The following is a 17,977-nucleotide window of genomic DNA, read 5'->3' as shown; positions in this document are numbered from 1 at the left end:
AGGGAGGGGATTGGGGGAATATGGAATCAACCGTTCTGGCAGCAGTTTGTTTTCAGGTATTCGGTAATCGTCATTTTCATGCTGTCTTTGAAGACATTGCACAGGTGGGAGACATCGCAGAAACCGAGCTCGAAAGCGATCTCCTTCTGAGTCTTGCTCGAAGCCTCTATCAGTTCGAGACAGCGTCTCAAGCGCACGCCGGTCAGGTAACGCTTGGGAGTGACCCCCTCAAACTCCTTCATCAGAAACAGGATCCTGCGGTAATCCATCCGCACCACGCGAGCCAGGACAAATACATCCCTGATTTCCTGGAGATTTTCTTCAATAGTATTGCGTATTTTTACAAGGTCTTTGAATTCCTCAATTTTGTTGTGGTTCATCATTTGGAACTGCTTCAGATAGTAGGCGGCGCTATCGCAGGCGACTTTATCGATACTGAGTCGGCAGAAAAATTCCTTTTTGTCCCGGTCGATAATGATTGAGTACCCGTGGTAGTGCCCTATTTGTGATTTCAGATATTTTTTCCGTCTTTGTATTTCCACCAAATCTTCAATTACTTCCAATTCCCTGCACCTTTTCCCCAGGAGTTCCTCCTCCTGGAATTTTGTCACGCTAAGAAAAGGGGTGTTGGCTGTTATTATCTTGCCGCGGTAATCAACGAGTAGGGCCGGCACGCTGGTTTGTTCCAGCAGCCAGAGGACAGAGTCGAACAAACTTCTGATTGTTAAATCATCAGCCAGCATAAATCTCTCTTTAACGGTTATTGACTTTATCTTGTTTTATTAGCATCACCTTCTATTGTATATGCAACTTATTCGCATCCGAGCCCATTTTAATAATTTGCACAAATTTTTTCACTTAATTCTATCCTGTTACAAAGCTTGACTCAAGATAAATACATTGTAAATTCTGTAAATATTTTTTCAAAACGTCTGTTTAAACGGTTTTCGTTTTATTTAATTTTGCAACGCTTTTATTCTTTAATTACGTACCCGTATATACCACAAATCTCTTGCAATATTTCTCAAGAGATTTTAGTATTTGGAAATTATTATAACTAATTCTTCAAACTTCCGGGGTGGTGCTGTGAGTTGCAGGGGAGAGGTTCCCGCTTTATTGCTAAAACAGATGCGGGACAGATACGCCTTCGAAATCGGTGAAAGGGACAAGTTTGGCCGCTCGGCTTTCACCATCCGCGCCTTTGCTGAAATCCCGGAGGTCTATCTTGACGACCGATTCTCGATTATCGGCTTTTCAAGTAATTTCCCATTGCTTTCAGAGAGACTGCCTCAACTGGCTCATGACAGAGCCCATTTGAAAGAACTGCTGGATGAGGAAGGGTATTCTCGGATAAAAAAGCATCTGGAGAAGATGAAAGACATCTGCTCCTTGAATGCGGACGAGGAAAGCGGCTGGAACCCGGTTTACACAGGCCCCTCGGAGCAAGACAAGATCGGAGTCAACTGGTTCTGCCACCATGCCTGCGGCGACCACTGGCAAATAAAGGAACAGGATGGGAAATGGATCATATTCCATCACCCGCATGTCTCTGATTCGCTCAATTGCTACCTGATGTACGAAGAACCGCTCTGCCGTCCGGATGAGGACATCCGGATAACTTTCCGAATAAAAACCAGTCTCAATCCAGACTTGATACGAGACCTTTCCCTTGTTATTTCAGGCTACTCCGGCCGGGAGCACCCCCTCTGTGACCTTACCGGCTATGCTTTCTGCACCGCCTCCAACTACAATCTCGAAGCCCGCATCCAGAGGCAGGGCGCCAACCTGGCCAGCACCATGGAAATCCTGGAGCCAGGGACCGAGTATGAAATAACGGCTTCGCGAATCGGCGGTAAATTAAAAAGAAGCATTCGTGAACTGTCGTCCGGAAAACATCTGACCGGCATCGAATCGACGGATATCAACGCCTGCTACGACCGGCGTCCCTATTTTGGATTCACGACGTTCTCAGGAGAAGCCTGCATCTATGAGGTGAAGGTTTTCACCCGGAAATCGCAGTACGATATCCGGCAGTTTCAATTCCCGCTGGATATCGAGACGGGCCTGAAGGAAGACAAGCCGGACGGACGGGTTTTCAGGGTGCACATGGGCACGGATGTCTCGCTGGGCGAGTCGGTGCACACCCTGATTTTTCAAGATGTTACAAGTGAGACATCCTTGAGGAAGGAACTCGAGGCAAGATTAAGGCTGGAGAATCAGATCAGTGCGTTTTCCAGAAATATCATCATCGCCGATCCTCAAAGCATCGATCTTGAAATAGACAAAATTCTCGGATTTATCGGCAACCTGGCTGAGGCGGACAGGGTTCATCTTTCGTTATACGACCAGGACGGAAATAATATAGTATTGGCTAATTACTGGTGCAGGGAAGGTTTGAGTCCCCAGACAGACCTTATCAGAAAGTTTGTTTCGGATCAGTTTCCGGGGAAAAAAGAAATATCCCAAAAGGCCGGTGCCTTTACTTTCTTTCCCGATCAATCCCTTGCCTCGAAGAATAAAAAAGCCCGCAAGCATTTCAATACAATTGGCACCAAGTCTTTACTGATCGCTCCGGTTGTCTCATCCGAAAGAATCGTTGGCCTCCTTGGGATCCATTCCATGGCAGAGAATAAGGAATGGATGCAAGAACTGCGAATAACAGTATCCACCCTTACCGACATTGTCAGCAATGCCCTTTCAATAAAAAGGCACATTCTGGCCCTGGAGCAAAGCGAAAACAAGTTCAAAAGTCTTGTCGAAGAATCTCTCGACATTATTTACAAATTCCAAGTGTATCCTGAAGTCAAAATCAATTACCTAAGCCCTGCTATAGAGACGTTCTTCGGCTACTCGCGGGATGAGTATTATGCCAGAAACGGCCTCATCCTCGAAATCGTTCACCCGGATGACAGACAACAGCTTATCAAGCTGTTGAATAATCCCTGGGAATACAAAGACCTCCCGAAAAACGAAAAACGCAGAGAATGCCGTTGTATTAGCAAATCCGGCGATATCATATGGGTTAGCTTCACTTTTTCTTTTTATGTCGAACCCGATAATTCTGCGATTTTCATCTATGGGACCTCGAGGGATATTACGGCACGCAAGAAAATCGCTGAAGAGTTGGACGAAAGCCGTAGAGCCATGACCGCCCTGCTGGGTAATCTTCCCGGCATGGTCTATCGTTGCGTAATGGATGGGAAAGATTGCATCTTTACTTTCGCCAGCGAGGGCTGCCGGGAACTTACCGGTTACACTGTATCGGAGTTGGTCGGCAAATCGAGGTGCACACTCGTAACTGCAGAAGATTACCGCATTCTGAAAAGCAATCTGGAAATAGCGGTCGCCTCAAGAAGACCGTTTGAACTGAATTATAGAATCGTTACACTCAACGGCCCTGATAAATGGGTTCTGGAAAAGGGCAGTTGTGTCTATGGAGAAGATGGACAACCTGTGGCTGTAGAGGGTTTCATCACCGATATCAGCGACCGTAGGAAAGCCGAGGAGGAAGTATATAAATCCCAAAAAATGCTTGAGCTGACGGTCAAGGAAAGAACGGCTGAACTTCAGAAATCCGAAAAAGATTTGAAGAAACAGGTAAAGCAGCTCTCCTGCCGGAACCAGATAAGAGCAGAATTTGAGAAGGGAGCCAACTTATCGGATATTCTTAACAACGTGGCGTTTATCATTAAAGACTCCTATGCCGATCCGCAAGAAAGGCTGGTGGTCATCTTCTATGATGGAAAATCCTATCCCGAAAACAATCAGGTTTCGGATAGTGGATACATATCCAGTAAAATTGTCATCACAGGCGTTGTGAAAGGCTCCATCACGGTTTTTTCCACTTCTGCCACCTGGGATATGCCTTTCGACCAGAATCATCTGGATGAAATAAGCGGCCTGCTTTCCGACTATCTACACCGCAGAGAGCTTCTTCTTGAAAATTTGAGTATCAATAAAATAGCGTTGACTGGAAGGATCGCCTCTGAAATCGCCCAGACTCTGAGCGACCCACTTTCAACGATTAAAAACTCCCTCTACATTATCGGTAAAAGCTTTACGCCCGAAAATCCGGACTACGTGTATCTGCAACTCTTGAATTCAGAAATCAATCACATTTCGCAAACACTCTCGCATCTTTACGAGCTGTACGGCCGAACGCACGCCACTCCAGGCTCGATAGCCGATATTTTAAAACAAGTCACCCGGATGTTTGAAAAGCAGCTGAAAGCCAGAAACATCGAAATGGTTTTCGATATCAACACTGATATTTCCGTTGCCCCGGCCAAAGTATCCGTAATCAAGCAGATTGTTCACAATTGCCTGGAGCAGCTCATCCCGGTAAGCCGTGGCGGTTTAATCACGGTCACTGCCAGTGAAAAGGGCAATCTCGTCATCATCCGTATCGACAGCCTTAACTCGATAGTGGAGCAAGCTCGGATAAGGAGTAGCATTGAGTCTTCGTTCACAATGCAACCGAATCTTGAGGGTACTCTCCGGGGAGTCGGGATAGGGTTTTCTACGGCGAGAACACTGCTTGAATCGATTGGAGGTTTCATGAAGCACAATTTCGATGGCGAACGCAATGTTTCCTTCCTCATTCACCTGCCATTGAACTGAACAGCTCTTCCTGTATTGTCATCTGCAATTGCCTCAATTCCAAAGGTTTCTGCAAATACTTTCTGACGCCTATTCCTTTCAATTCCAAGAGTGTATCATCTGAATAATTTCCTGACATCACGACTATTTTTATATCCGGATACTTTATCCTTATCTCTTTCACCATCTGCAGCGCTTCGTTCCCGGGCATTTTGTGGTCGGTTAGAACCAGACCTATGTCCCTGTCATTTCTTAGGATATTGGCGGCTTCCTCCCCGCATGTGCATAATTTGCATCTATAACCTGCTCGCCTAAAAAAACTGTTCAGCATTCGCAGTATCTGGACGTTGTCATCCGCGAGAAGTATGGTTTTATTTTGTTCCATCTCCATCTCTTTCTGTGAGATTTCATGGCTGTGGTGCATGCTATTCGTCACGCGGTAGCAAACATCCATTATTCTCATTTCACAGGACACAAACGTCAATCTGTTTTCATTGCAGATTGTGAAACAAAAAGCTCAATCCTTGCCACCTCAGCGACTCTTCCGAACAGCCAGCCACAGCCAGCCAGAGATCTGAGCCTTAGATATTATCCTCCAAGGACTTCCCCCTTCACCTCTACCATCGTCACCTGCGATGTCCGGAGTCATCGCTCCAGCCCGCCTGCAACTGCGGTCCGCTCCCAGCTTGACCATGACTGGAGAACCGTCCTCGTAATCCATCGCATGGCCGCGACACTTTTCCTCGCATTCTTTCGTGGGCGGCGCGCCGTGGTGCTGATCGTCCGCTCGATCGTGGCCCGCGAGGTGATCGCCGTAATGAAAGGATAAGTCTCTCTTTCCGGGCCCATCATTTCCTATTGATTATTTTAAATGTTTATTTTAAATTTATATTTGATTACAGGAAACAGCCCCCCAAACAGACGGAGAAATCGATGGATCGCAATAGGAAAGGCCACAACAAAACACGCGAGGAACTGCTCGCCGCAGCCAGCCAGGTGTTTGCGGAAAACGGCTACCGGAATGCCACGATTGCCGAAATCTGCCGGCGAGCGGGAGCGAATGTCGCGGCGGTGAATTACCATTTCGGGAACAAGGAAAACCTGTATGTCGAAACGTGGCGGCACAGTTTCCATCAATCCATCACGCGCTTTCCCCCCGATGGGGGTGTGAGCTCCGGGGCGCCGCCCGAGGAGCGGTTCCGGGGGGTGGTCACCTCCCTTCTGGCCCGCATTGCCGACCGGGACAACATGGAGTTTCTGATCGTGCAGAAAGAGCTGGCCAACCCCACCGGACTGCTGGTTGAGGTGATGAGGAAAGCCCTCGAGCCGCTGCGGCAGAATCTGCTGATCCTGATCCGCGATCTGGTCGGCCCGCTGGTGCCCGATATGCAGGTCCGGTTCTGCGCGGCCAGCGTGATCAGTCAGTGCATCGGTCCGATCGCCAGACTGAACCGGCCCGCAGGCAGAGAAGACAAGGATATCCCCTTGCGGATAGAAAATATTGAAGCCTATGCCAGGCACGTGATAGCGTTCTCGCTGGCCGGTATGAAGGCGATCCGGGCTGAAACCGAATCGAACCGGGTGGTGTCATAGAGCAGAAAGATGGGGTGGTAAACATGAACAAAGGGATAGGAAATATGACAGACACAAGCGAAGGATATGTCCTCAGGACGGCATCCGGACTGACAGCCTTTCTGGCGGCCGTTCTGCTGACCGGTTGCGCCGCTGTGGGGCCGAAGTATGTCCGCCCCACCGACACGGTCTCCGCGCAGTGGCACAGCGGTCCGGACAGCAGCCTGGCTTTCGGAGAAGCCGACCCGCAGGCCCTGGCGCAGTGGTGGAACGCGCTGGGCGACCCGGAGCTTAGCGGACTGGTCGAGCGCGCGGTCAAGGGCAACCGCGACCTGCGTCAGGCCGAGGCCCGCGTGCGGGAGGCCCGCGCCCGCCGGGGCGCCTCCCAGGCCAGCCTGCTCCCCACGCTGGATGCCAGCGGTTCGGCCTCGCGCAGCCAGAGCAGCAAGAAAACCGGCGGCGGGGCCACGCGCAACATGTTCCAGGCCGGTTTCGACGCGGGCTGGGAGCTGGACCTTTTCGGCGGGACACGGCGCTCGGTCGAGGCCTCTACGGCCGACCTCCAGGCCAGCCAGGAGGACCTTCACGATGTCCTGGTCTCCCTCGTCGCCGAGGTGGCGCTCAATTACACCGAGCTGCGCACCTATCAGACCCGTTTGAGCGTGGCCGAGCAGAACCTGGCCGCGCAGAGCGAGACTTACCAGCTCGCCCGGTGGCGCGCCCAGGCCGGTCTGAGCGATGAGCTGGCCGTGGAGCAGGCCCGCTACAACCTGGAGAGCACCCGCTCGCAGATACCCACGCTGCAGACCGGCCTGGAGGGGGCGCTGAACCGCCTGGCGGTCCTTCTGGGCGAGCAGCCCGGCGCCCTGCACTCTGAGCTGGAGCAACGCGGGACTATCCCGGTCACACCGCTCAGCGTGGCGGTCGGGATACCGGCCGACATGCTGCGCCGCCGTCCGGACATCCGCCACGCCGAACGTCAGCTCGCCGCCCAGACCGCGCGGGTGGGCGTGGCCAAGGCGGACCTCTACCCCAAGCTCTCCCTGAGCGGCTCCATCGGGCTGGAGGCCCTCAGCCTGGACAACCTTTTCACCTCCGGCAGCCGGGCCGCGAGCGGCAGTTCCCTGATAAGCTGGCCCATATTCCGCGGCGGCTCGATCCGTAAGAACATCCAGGTGCAGTCGGCGCTCCAGGAGCAGTACCTGGCCGCCTACGAATCCTCGGTGCTGGGTGCGGTGGAGGAGGTGGAGAACGCCCTGACCGCCTACGCCAAGGAGCAGAAACGCCGTCAGTCGCTGAGCGCGGCGGCTGCGGCGGCTGGCAAAGCCGCCGACCTGGCCCGTCAGGAATACGAGGCCGGACTGACCGATTTCAGCAGCATCCTGGAGGCCCAGCGCTCGCTCCTGTCGTTCCAGGACCAGCTGGCGCAGAGCGATGGGGCGGTGACCTCGGACCTGATCAGCCTGTACAAGGCCCTGGGCGGCGGCTGGACTTCCCTGGCCCCCGAGACAAGTGGACTCTCTAACACGGAAAAGAACTGATGAGCACGAAGATCAATCCCGATTCCGAGATATCCAGGCTCCTGGAACTCGATCAGCCCGCGGGGCGCAGGAAAGGTTCGCGCAAGTGGCAGGTGGTGGTCCTCGCGGCGGTGGTGCTGGCCGTGATCCTGGTCTGGAAAATGATGGGCCATGCCGAGCAGGTCCAGTACAAGACACAGGAGGCCACCCGCGGCGACCTGACAGTGATTGTCACCGCCACCGGTACTCTGCAGCCGACCAACGAGGTCGAGGTGGGCAGCGAGCTGTCGGGCATAGTCAAGAGTGTCGAGGTGGATTTCAATGACAAGGTCACGGTGGGCCAGCCACTGGCGCACCTGGACACCACCAAGATTTCGGCCCAGGTGATGCAGTCGAGGGCCGCGCTCGAGTCGGCCAGGGCCAAGGTGCTGGAGGCCAAGGCCACGCTCATGCAGACACAGGCCAAGCTCGACCAGATGAAAAAAGTCCGGGAGCTGAGCGACAACAAGGTGCCCTCACAGACCGAGTATGATGCCGCCGAGGCGGACTACGAGCGGGCCAAGGCCGATCTGGCCAGCGCCAACGCGTCGGTGTTCCAGGCCCAGGCCACGCTCAGCGCCAACCTGACCGACCTGTCCAAGACTATAATCCGCTCGCCGGTCAACGGCGTGGTGCTCGGCCGCAACGTGGAGCCGGGCCAGACCGTGGCCGCCTCGTTCCAGGTGGCCGTGCTGTTCACCCTGGCCGAGGACCTGACTCAGATGGAGCTGCACGTGGACGTGGACGAGGCCGACATCGGCAAGGTGCACGAGGGCCAGGAGGCCGAATTCAACGTGGCCGCCTACCCCAACCGGAATTTCAAGGCGGTGATTACCGAGGCGCATTTCGGCTCCTCCACCACCTCCGGGGTGGTGACCTACGAGACCGTGCTGAAAGTGGACAACTCCGACCTGGCCCTGCGGCCGGGAATGACCGCCACCGCCGATATCACGGTGCAGAAAGTGGAGAACGCGCTGCTGGTGCCGAGCGCCGCGCTGCGTTTCTCTCCGCCGGTCCAGGCGGTCAAGAAAAAACGTTCCGGCAGCCTGGTCAGTTCGATTCTGCCGCACCCGCCCATGTCGCAGACCGGCAACCATGCCAATGGCGACAGCAAGCAGCAGCATGTCTGGGTGCTGAATAACGGCAAGCTCACCGCGGTGACGGTCACTGTCGGCTCGACTGACGGGAGCCGGACCGAGATAACCAGCGGCGAGATCGAGCCCGGCGCAGCGGTCGTGACCGATATAATCAGCCAGGAGAAATGAACATGCCGGCCGCAGAACATACAACAGACACTCAGCCCCTGATCGAGCTGCAGGGCGTGACCAAGGTCTACGGCAGCGGTCAGGCCGAGATGGCGGCCCTGCGCGGAATAGACCTGCGGATAGAGACAGGCGAGTTCGTCGCCGTGATGGGACCCAGCGGCTCGGGCAAGTCCACCTGCATGAACATCCTGGGCTGCCTGGACACGCCCACCGCTGGGACATACCGTTTCAAGGGCGTCCCGGTGGAAAGACTGTCGCGCACCCAGCGCACGCGGCTGCGCCGTTTCTACCTGGGCTTTGTCTTCCAGGGTTTCAACCTGCTGAGCCGCACCTCGGCCCTGGAGAACGTGGAGCTGCCGCTGCTTTACCGCGGCCTTCCCGCGGCCGAACGGCGCAAGCAGGCGCTTCAGGCCCTGGATGTGGTGGGCCTCCGTGAGTGGATGACCCACACCCCGTCCGAGCTGTCGGGGGGCCAGCAGCAGCGGGTGGCGGTGGCCCGCGCCATCGTGACCAATCCCGCGGTGCTTTTCGCGGATGAGCCAACCGGCAACTTGGATACGGCCCGGGCCAGGGAGATCATGGACCTGCTCACCGGCCTCAACCGTGACCGTGGGATCACGGTGGTCATGGTCACCCACGAGCCGGACATGGCGTCCTACGCCAAGCGCGTGGTCCACTTTCTGGACGGCCTGGTCGAGTCGGACAACGGCAACGGGAGGGCGGCATAATGTTCTGGAACGCTATTCTGCTCGCCCTGCGCGAAATCAGGCGTAATGTCATGCGCTCGGTCCTGACCATCCTGGGCATAGTTATCGGTGTGGCGGCTGTTATTACCATGGTGACTATCGGCGAGGGGGCCACGGCCCAGGTGCGGCAACAGATTTCAAGCATGGGCAGCAACCTTCTGATGATCAGCCCCGGCAAGCGTCTCGGCCCCGGCCAGTCCTCCGAGAGCATACCGTTCAAGGTGGCCGATGGCCAGGCCATCCTGACCGGCGTCAGCTCGATCGCGGCCGTGGCGCCCATAGCCTCGCGCAGCCTTCAGGTGGTCTACGGCAACGAGAACTGGTCCACCACCGTGACCGGGACCGAAAACCAGTACCTCAAGACCTCGAACCGCAGCATCCAGAGCGGCCGTCAGTTCTCGGACAGCGAGATGCGCGCCGGGGCGGCGGTCTGCATCATTGGCTCCAGCATCGTCAAGGAGCTGTTCGGCTCGCAGGACCCGATTGGCGAGAACATCCGTCTGGAAAAGCTGACCTGCACGGTGGTCGGGGTCCTGGCCACCAAGGGCCAGAATACGATGGGTATGGATCAGGACGATATCGTGATCATCCCACTGCGCACTTTCCAGCGGCGTATCTCGGGCAACCAGAATGTCTCCCTGTTCCAGGTCTCGGTGCAGGATGGCGCCTCGACCGAAAAGGCCCAGCAGGACATCCGGGCCCTGATCCGGGAGCGCCGTCACCTGGCGGCCAGCGAGGACGACAATTTCAGCGTGATGGACACCAAGGAGATCGCCAACATGCTCGCTGGAACCACGCAGATCCTCACCGCCCTGCTGAGCGCGGTGGCGGCGGTCAGCCTGCTGGTCGGCGGCATCGGGATCATGAACATCATGCTGGTCTCGGTGACCGAGCGCACCCGCGAGATCGGCATCCGTCTGGCGATAGGCGCCCTGGAGCACGAGGTGCTGGTGCAGTTCCTGGTGGAGTCGGCCGTGCTGTCCTCGTTCGGCGGCATAGTTGGCATTGTACTGGCCCTGAGCGCCTCGCTCTGGCTGTCGTTCATCCTTAACGTGCCGTTCATCGTCAACGTGGGTATAGTCCTGATCGCCTTCCTGTTTTCCACCGCGGTGGGCGTGGGGTTCGGCTATTTCCCGGCGGTCAAGGCCGCGCGTCTCGACCCGATCGAGGCCCTGCGCTACGAGTGAGGGGGGGCGTTCGCCGGATAAGTCTGGTCTTTCCCAGCGCTACGCGGTCCGCTACAAAAACGTAGGGGCGGGTTTTAAACCCGCCCCTGTTCTATTTATACGATTTCCAACGAGACGACGATTGCGGTGCAACCGTTGTGGCGCTACAGCTCGGGTACAGGCAGCTTGCTGCCCACGGCGAAACTGCGGATGTAGTCCGCCAGGCCGCGGTTCCACTTTTCGAGCCCGATGTTGTCGAGCGGTTCGAGCAGGTAATCCAGACCCGGCCTGCGGTCGGCGTGGTGGTCCTTGAGATCGTCAAGCTCGTGGAAAAACACCCGGCCGTCCACGGTCCGGTTCTTCGGGAAACGGCTTTTCTCCCAGGTCTGCTGGAACCCGTTCCACATCACCTGGCGCTCGCGCAAATTATCGGCCACCAGGGTGTGCGCCTGGGTCAGAAGGGCCAGCACCCGGGCCTCCTCCTGACGGTCCATGGGGCCCCTGGCCTCCAGGAACAAAGCCTCCACTTTCTTCAGGGTCTGGATCGTGTTGCAGAAATACTCCTCGAAACGGACCAGCGAGAGCAGCACCTCGATGTTGTAGCGATTGCGATTGACTGTGTTGAGCTTGTCGTTCAGCACGATCTCGAGGTCCTGCAAGCGGAGCGCCATCTCGGCGGTCTGGGCGATCAGGGGGCCGTAGCTGCGGCTGAAATTGTCCCCCACCACCAGGGTCATGTCATAGCTGAAAGGCAGGCGCGGCGGCTCTATGGTCAGGTCGATGCGCGTGGTGTCGCGCCCTTTCTGGGTCCAGAGGCCGTAGGAGGGCTTGAGCCGCGTGGCCGGCACCCTGTCCCAGGCCTCCTGGTACACGCGGGCGCCCTCCATTACCGTGCGGTAGACCGAGAGCATGTCGCTGTTGCCTGGGCCGTAGAACACGTCCATGAAATCGGCGACGCTCTGCGCGGTCGAGGGAGCCGCGGGCGACCAGCCGTACTGGGAGACCGTGGCCCAACCCAGCCAGAAAGTTTCATCGTGAAGCCCGCTGTCATCCCAGGCCGCGGCGTAGGTGCCGATGGCCTTGTATCCCTTGTCCAGCACGCCGTTCACCAGGGCCTCTGGCTCGCCGATCCGTCCGGTTACAGGCTTACCGCGATACAGGAAACTGGAGGAGAAATAGTTGGGGAACAGGTATTCCTCCCCCTGCTGGGAGCTGTAGATAAGCTGCTCCACCCCGGCCTTCTCCAGGCCGCGGTTCCATTCGTCGCTGCGCTCCGCCACGAGTTCCGCGTTGATCAGCCCGCGAGGCAGGAGCGAGATATGCTCGGTCAGGAGCGGGAACTCCACCCAGCACAGCATCCGGCGGTCGCGCGCCTTGAGCCAGTCGAAAGCGCGGTTGACATACTCGACCCAGGTGAGGCTGCGGTTGATGTCATTATAGGGACGTTTCCGCGTGCATTTGGGGCAGGAGCCGGCGTAGTAGACCTCATCCGTGGAGGCGTGGAAATATTTCACCCCCGGGGTGGCGTCGATCATATCCTGGTACATGTCGAAAATGAGCCGCATCGCCTCCTCATCGCACATGCAGATATGGTAGTTGCTGTTGTCGGCGCGCAGGTGGGCGAACTCGGGGTGTTTCAGCACGTAGGCCATGTGGGAGGGGGCCTGGATCTGCGGCACAAGCTGGACATAGCGTTCCAGGGCGTAGCGGGTCAGCTCCTGCATCTCGGCCCTGGTGTAGGCCCCGGGCGCACCGATCACCGGGTGGCGCGGGTACTCGTACTTGTCCTCCAGCTCGAACCCGATGGCGTTGACCTTGAAAAAGGCCGCCCAATCGATCTGGCGCTTGAGGGTCTCCATCCGGTTCTGGTGGTGCTTGGTGTCCCAGTGGATGAAACGCAGCCGCATGGAGGGCCAGTCGGTGATTGTCCCGGCCGGAACGCGCCACTGCCCGTTGTCGGCACGCAGGAGCTGGAGCAGGCTCTGGACCCCGTAAAAAAGGCCAGCCGGGGCGTTGCCGCAGATTTCGACACGACCGGGCTGAAGGCTTATCCGGTAGGCCTGCTCCTCACAGGCCTTGTCCACCGCCGTGGTGACCGTGCCCGGCTTGATCGCAAGGACAATCCGCCCCGCGCCGCTGCCGGAGAACTCCAGGCCGTGGAGCTCGGCGGCCGCCTCTTTCAGACGGCGCTCGGCGATCGTGCCCTCGCCCGCCTCGGACACTATGCCCCAGGTCCGGTCGAGACGGATATCGCCCGGCTCCAGGTCCACCCGCTGAGGCGCGGGAATGAGGCTGTAGCCGCGGCTGCGCAGTGCGGTGGCGACAGTGCGTGACACTGGCTCGGCACCGATGGCGTAGCGAGTCGGCAAGCCCAGGCAGACGATCACGGCGGCCAGTAACAGAATGGCGCGGCCGGCGGTGCGGAACAGATCAGACGGATTGCATTTCACGGATACCTCGCATGGGTGACGATTTTGAGAATTCAATTCAGTTCGACAAGGTGGACTGTGTTTTCAGATTTCGCGATTAGTATAATAACAGCCAAGTGGCATGGAAAAAAGTATACAGCCGGTGGCAGACCTGCTCCCAAGACAATGGCTGTCCTGCTCCACATGTTGCAGCCTGGAGACAGAACAGCCATTAATCCAACCCTATACTTTTAATTAACAATGCCTTAGGCACAACAATCTTATCTCGTCTGCTCCAGCGGCGAGGGCGGGACAGCGTTCTGTCCCCAGGCTGAGGGCTTGTTCCCCATCTCCAGCCACAGGCTCCCGCCTTTGACAATCTCGGCGTGGGTAAGCCAGGTCCGGTCCAAAGCGGCGCCGTTCAGCCGGGCCGACTGGATGTAGATATTGTCCTCGGTCAGACCCGCGGCCGTGATTTCGAACCGGTTGCCGTTCTCGAGACTGACAGCCGTGCGCTTGACAGAGGGACTTACGATCAGGTAGAAGTCGGTGCCGGCCACCGGGTAAAGCCCCAGGCAGTTGAACACGTACCAGGCCGCCATGGCCCCGGAATCATCGTTACCCGGCAGACCGTCCCGGGTCGGCTGATAGTATTTCCTAAGAATGCGCTGGACCCGCTCGGAGGATTTATCCGGCCGGCCGATCCAGTGATAAAGCAACGGGAACAGGAAAGAGGGCTCGTTGGCCACGTTGTAGTAGTTCCGGTCGAACAGGTGGTCCAGGCGTTTCAGGGTCTTGTCCCGGCCGCCGCACTTCGCGATCAGGCGGCGCATGTCGTGCGGCGCGAAAAGACTGTATTCCCAGGTGGTGCCCTCGTAGAAGTAATCGGGCCAGGTGCCGCTCTCGGTCAAAAAGGAGGAATCCGGCACCCAGGCGCCGCTGCGGTCCCGGGGCCAGATGAATCCCGTTATCCCATCCACGGTCTTATCCCGCCAGAGGTTCTGCCAGTTGCCGGCTTTTTTATAGTATTCAGCCGCCACCTCCTTGTGGCCCAGCCCCTCCGCCAGGACCGCGATCGCGTAATCGCAGTAGGAATATTCCATGGTCCGGGTGCCGGAGCGCTCGTTGGCCGAGGAGACATAGCCGAGCCGGCTATAGTCCTCCAGGCCGCCGCGGCCCTCTTTCCGTGCGTCCTCAGGCGGCGCCTCAGCGTCTTTCAGCATGGCTTTGAGCGCAGTCTCGTAGTCGATTCCCTGTATGCCTTTCACAAACGCCTCGGCCAGCAGGATGTCGGCGTTACTTCCCCCCTGGGTCCGGCCGTTGGCATTGCCGCTTCGCGCATCTGGCAGGTAGCCCTCGGCCCGGTAGATATTGAGCAGTGAGTTGAGGATGTCCCGCTGGTTTCCGGGAGTGAGCAGAAGGCGCAGCGGATCGGCCGTTCGGTAGGTGTCCCAGATTGCATAATAATCGTCATAATAGACACCCTTGATCCGGCTGTACTCTCCGCTGCGGTTCGCCGGCATCAGATAGCAGCGGTACAGGGAACTGAAAAAATTGACCCGGCTCTCCGGGAAATCGGTGTCGATCTGCACCCGGTCCAGGATCGCATCCCATTTTCCGAGCGCCTCCAGGCGTGTCCGCTGGAAATCCCAGTGCGGGATTTCCGTGTCGATATTCTCACGCGCTTTCCGGGTGCTCAGGAACGAGATACCCACTTTGATCTTGATACTCTGAGCGGCTGTTTTATTGTATTTAACCTCGGTTACGTATTTCCCCCGCGCCAGGTAGGAATCGAACGGTTGCTGAAAAAGCGCATAAAAATAGACCGTGTAGGCCGGCCCCTGGTTCCAGCCCCCTTTGACCGTGCTGTAGCCGTTGATCGTGCTGTCCGACTCGACCGTGATTTCCCCGTCCACAAATTCCTGCTTCTCGCCGCAGCAATGGTTCGGCCCCAACAGGCTCGCCACATCGATGATTATCCGCGGGTCGCTCGATTCAGGGAATGTATACTGGTGGAACCCGACACTGTGGCTCGCGGTCAGTTCCGCGATTATGCCCTGCTCGGGCCGGCCGGTTCCCTCCCGGCTGTCGCCGCACCGTTCCAGCATCATCCGGAAATAGCCCGGTTCGGCATATTCGCGGCTCGGCCTGAGCCCATCGCCAACCTGGAAAGAATCTCCGCAGACAGGTAAAAACAGTATGTTGCCGTACTTGGGGCCGCCGCCGGTGCCGCTCACATGCACGTGGCTGAACCCCCGCACCGGAGAGTCCGGTTCATAGCCCGAGTTGGAGCCTTTTTCCGCGCAGTCCGGCCCCAGTTTCACCAGGCCGAAAGGCAGAGTCACCCCGGGAAAAGTGTTCCCTCCGCCAACCGAACCGACAAAAGGATTCACATATTGCGAATTGCCGACCGGCGGCATTCCCTGTGATAGCAGACTGACCGAGGGAATCAGAAGCAGGGTGAATGAGAGCTGGAACAGGCTTGTTCGCATGTGAAATATCCCTGTTAGTAAGAAACGGAAATGGGCCATACCGTGGAAAGCCAAACTGCGGGGTTTCGAGACTGGGCAAATTTAATTGCATTGCGTGCTTTTTGTCAAAACTGTATTCACCGGCAGCTGCCGCAAACCGGCTATCCCTATTTTCCCCTCCGCCGGTGCCGCCCGGATTCGTTGTCCGGCCGGTCTTTCTTGCTGCGGTCCACTTTCTGCTTGATAGTCACCGGAGTGCCGTCCTCGTTTTCCAGCCCGCGGCCGCGGCGTTTCTCATCGTAAGCTTTCAGGGCATGCTCGCGCTTGGCCTTGAACTCGTTGAACTCGTGCAGGGTTTCCTCCTGGCGGCGGATGTAGCGCCGTGAGGCTACTGCCACGAAGGTCAGCAGAACGATGGCCGGGATGAACATCAGCATCGTCTCCATCGAGCGGGTCGCAGCCTCGACCCCGGCGCCGGCCCCGGCGTGAAAAAGCTGCCAGGCCAGATAGCCCATCACCCCCAGGCAGAAAACAATCACCGCGACCGAGAGGCCCATGACCGAATACTCTTTCATCCGGGTCTGGCGCACCGTCTCGTAGCCGGCCTGGTCGAAACGGTCCCGGCGCTCCATATCGCGGCGCGAGGGGGCCAGGGCCTTGATCAGCCAGAAAAGGAGCAGAAGAAGGATGACGACGAAAGGCAGGGTGAGAATAAAATTGCGGATATCCTCTGTCATACGGTCCCCGCTGCCGGAATGGAAAAGGTCCAGGTTCACTCCGCGGCGCGGCTCAAACCCAGCTTGACCCGCTCAATGTAGCTGAGCAGTTCGGTCAGGCGGACGGCAAAATTGTCCTCCACCACCAGGACCTCTCCGCTGGCGAAACGCACACCGTGGATGTAGATGTCCACGTTCTCGCCGGCCAGCTTTTCCAGGGTGACAATCGTGTCACGCTTCCAGCTCAGTATCTCACGCAGGGTCACCTTGGATCGTCCCAGCTCGGCCCGAAGCTGCAACGAAATGTCGTTCAGGCGTTTGAGCTCGAGAGCTCCCTCGCCGCGGGACTGCGGCTCGAAGTTCTCGAATTCGAGTTTCCTGATTTTCGGCTGGTCCAACCGCGCCTCCCCGACCGGCGAAAGACTTTGGATTGCAGGGGTGAGGATACTTGTCCGCCCACTCGATAGGCAATTTCCATACCAGTGATCAATCCGCCGGGCCAGGTTCCACGGCCCGCAGCGTGGCCAGGCAGTCGGCCAAGCGGATGAAATCCTCCACCGACAGCTCCTCCGGCCTTCGGCCAAGGTCCTGCCCGACGGCGGCGGCCAGGCGCTCAAGCTGCTCCGGACCCAGGCGGTAGAGCGGGTCGGAGCGCAGCACTTTCTGCACCTGCTTGCGCCGCTCCAGGAACAGGCGCTTGACCAGGGCCTGGAACAGACGCTCATCCTGCGGACGCTGCGGGCATCCGCCGCGGCCGAAAGCGAAATCGAGCCGCACCACCGCCGAGTCCACCTTGGGCTGCGGGCTGAAATTGCCGGCCTCCACCCGGAAAAGGTACTCGGATGAGGCGTAGCAGTTGATCAGCACCGGCAGCATGGCCCAGGCCTTGCCCCCGGGCGTACAGGTCAGCTTGCGCGCCACCTCCTCCTGCAGCATCAGCACCACCGTGCCCAGGTGGCTGCGCGCTTCCAGCAGACAGTGCAGCAGGTTGGAGGTGATGTTGTAGGGGATGTTGCCCGCCACAACCGGCGTGAGCGGGGCGCAGCCCCCGGCCCAGTGCCCGAAATCGAAGCGCAGGATATCCCCGCGCACCACGGACACCCGCGCATCGGCGCGGTATTTTTCCTCCAGGCGCGCGACCAGGGCCGGGTCCAGCTCCAGCAGGGTGACCACCGCGGCGCGCTGTACAATCTGTCCGCTCAACCGTCCCGGCCCGGCCCCCAGCTCCAGCACGTGCGAGCTCTCCAGGGGTCCCAGGCTCTCGGCAATCCGACGGGCGATGGATTCGCTCTTCAGGAAATTCTGGCCCAGGGCGCGACGGTGGTCGCGCTCGGCCCGGGAGGCGGTGCGGTCTCCCTCGCTCCGACGGTGGTAATTGTCGTCAGCCATGCTTATATCTGGGCTCAAAGGGTGAAATAATCAAGCTCAAGCGAAAAACCCCGGGCCGCTCCAAAGCGCCCCGGGGCCGTTCGATG

At 57.8% G+C, this 17,977-nt stretch carries 13 protein-coding genes; 6 read left to right on the top strand and 7 right to left on the bottom strand.

The window, feature by feature from the left end; translation table 11 throughout:
• Positions 1–26 precede the first annotated feature (26 nt).
• Complete coding sequence (locus tag LLH00_16860; GenBank protein MCE5272950.1) at positions 27–743, bottom strand: helix-turn-helix domain-containing protein; 717 nt, start codon at positions 741–743, stop codon at positions 27–29.
• Between the two features lie 298 nt (positions 744–1,041).
• On the opposite strand from LLH00_16860, the gene LLH00_16855 reads away from it, so the two are divergent.
• Positions 1,042–4,620 (top strand): PAS domain S-box protein, encoded by a 3,579-nt coding sequence (locus LLH00_16855; protein MCE5272949.1) that lies wholly within the window; start codon positions 1,042–1,044, stop codon positions 4,618–4,620.
• Here the strand turns inward: LLH00_16855 and LLH00_16850 are convergent.
• A complete protein-coding gene (locus LLH00_16850) occupies positions 4,598–5,023 on the bottom strand; it encodes a response regulator (GenBank protein ID MCE5272948.1) in 426 nt (141 codons plus the stop codon). The two genes, LLH00_16855 and LLH00_16850, sit on opposite strands and share 23 nt — an antisense overlap.
• Before the next feature lie 509 nt (positions 5,024–5,532).
• Here LLH00_16850 and LLH00_16845 point away from each other — a divergent pair.
• The 5 genes from LLH00_16845 to LLH00_16825 are packed head-to-tail and all read left to right on the top strand — an operon-like array spanning position 5,533 to position 10,928.
• The gene (locus tag LLH00_16845; GenBank protein MCE5272947.1) at positions 5,533–6,192 is read left to right on the top strand and encodes a CerR family C-terminal domain-containing protein; all 660 of its coding nucleotides are present in this window, start codon (positions 5,533–5,535) and stop codon (positions 6,190–6,192) included.
• A gap of 44 nt (positions 6,193–6,236) precedes the next feature.
• Positions 6,237–7,712: an efflux transporter outer membrane subunit gene (locus LLH00_16840; protein ID MCE5272946.1), complete on the top strand. Its 1,476-nt coding sequence runs from the start codon at positions 6,237–6,239 to the stop codon at positions 7,710–7,712.
• Positions 7,712–8,995: an efflux RND transporter periplasmic adaptor subunit gene (locus LLH00_16835; GenBank protein MCE5272945.1), complete on the top strand. Its 1,284-nt coding sequence runs from the start codon at positions 7,712–7,714 to the stop codon at positions 8,993–8,995. The genes LLH00_16840 and LLH00_16835 overlap by 1 nt, the downstream gene beginning before the upstream one ends.
• On the top strand, positions 8,992–9,723 hold the full coding sequence (locus LLH00_16830; protein MCE5272944.1) for an ABC transporter ATP-binding protein: 732 nt from the start codon (positions 8,992–8,994) through the stop codon (positions 9,721–9,723). Before LLH00_16835 ends, LLH00_16830 begins: the two co-directional genes overlap by 4 nt.
• Entirely contained in the window at positions 9,723–10,928 is a 1,206-nt protein-coding gene (locus LLH00_16825; GenBank protein ID MCE5272943.1) for an ABC transporter permease, read from the top strand. Before LLH00_16830 ends, LLH00_16825 begins: the two co-directional genes overlap by 1 nt.
• Before the next feature lie 143 nt (positions 10,929–11,071).
• Here LLH00_16825 and LLH00_16820 read toward each other — a convergent pair whose 3' ends face one another.
• The 5 genes from LLH00_16820 to rsmA all read right to left on the bottom strand — a co-directional run bounded on the left by LLH00_16820 (position 11,072) and on the right by rsmA (position 17,891).
• On the bottom strand, positions 11,072–13,357 hold the full coding sequence (locus LLH00_16820) for a beta-N-acetylhexosaminidase (GenBank protein ID MCE5272942.1): 2,286 nt from the start codon (positions 13,355–13,357) through the stop codon (positions 11,072–11,074).
• A 239-nt stretch (positions 13,358–13,596) separates the two neighbouring features.
• The gene (locus LLH00_16815) at positions 13,597–15,807 is read right to left on the bottom strand and encodes a GH92 family glycosyl hydrolase (protein MCE5272941.1); all 2,211 of its coding nucleotides are present in this window, start codon (positions 15,805–15,807) and stop codon (positions 13,597–13,599) included.
• A 146-nt stretch (positions 15,808–15,953) separates the two neighbouring features.
• A complete protein-coding gene (locus LLH00_16810; GenBank protein MCE5272940.1) occupies positions 15,954–16,523 on the bottom strand; it encodes a hypothetical protein in 570 nt (189 codons plus the stop codon).
• A gap of 35 nt (positions 16,524–16,558) precedes the next feature.
• Positions 16,559–16,900: a FliM/FliN family flagellar motor switch protein gene (locus LLH00_16805; GenBank protein ID MCE5272939.1), complete on the bottom strand. Its 342-nt coding sequence runs from the start codon at positions 16,898–16,900 to the stop codon at positions 16,559–16,561.
• 88 nt (positions 16,901–16,988) lie between these two features.
• Positions 16,989–17,891 carry a 16S rRNA (adenine(1518)-N(6)/adenine(1519)-N(6))-dimethyltransferase RsmA gene (gene rsmA, locus LLH00_16800; protein ID MCE5272938.1) on the bottom strand — a complete coding sequence of 301 codons (903 nt, stop codon included), beginning with the start codon at positions 17,889–17,891 and terminating at the stop codon, positions 16,989–16,991.
• Between the last annotated feature and the right edge of the window lie 86 nt (positions 17,892–17,977).

It is taken from the genome of bacterium (assembly GCA_021372515.1).
Classification (GTDB): domain Bacteria; phylum Gemmatimonadota; class Glassbacteria; order GWA2-58-10; family GWA2-58-10; genus JAJFUG01.
Note: the sequence above shows the minus strand (reverse complement) of the source record. Positions and strands in the feature narration are given on the sequence as shown.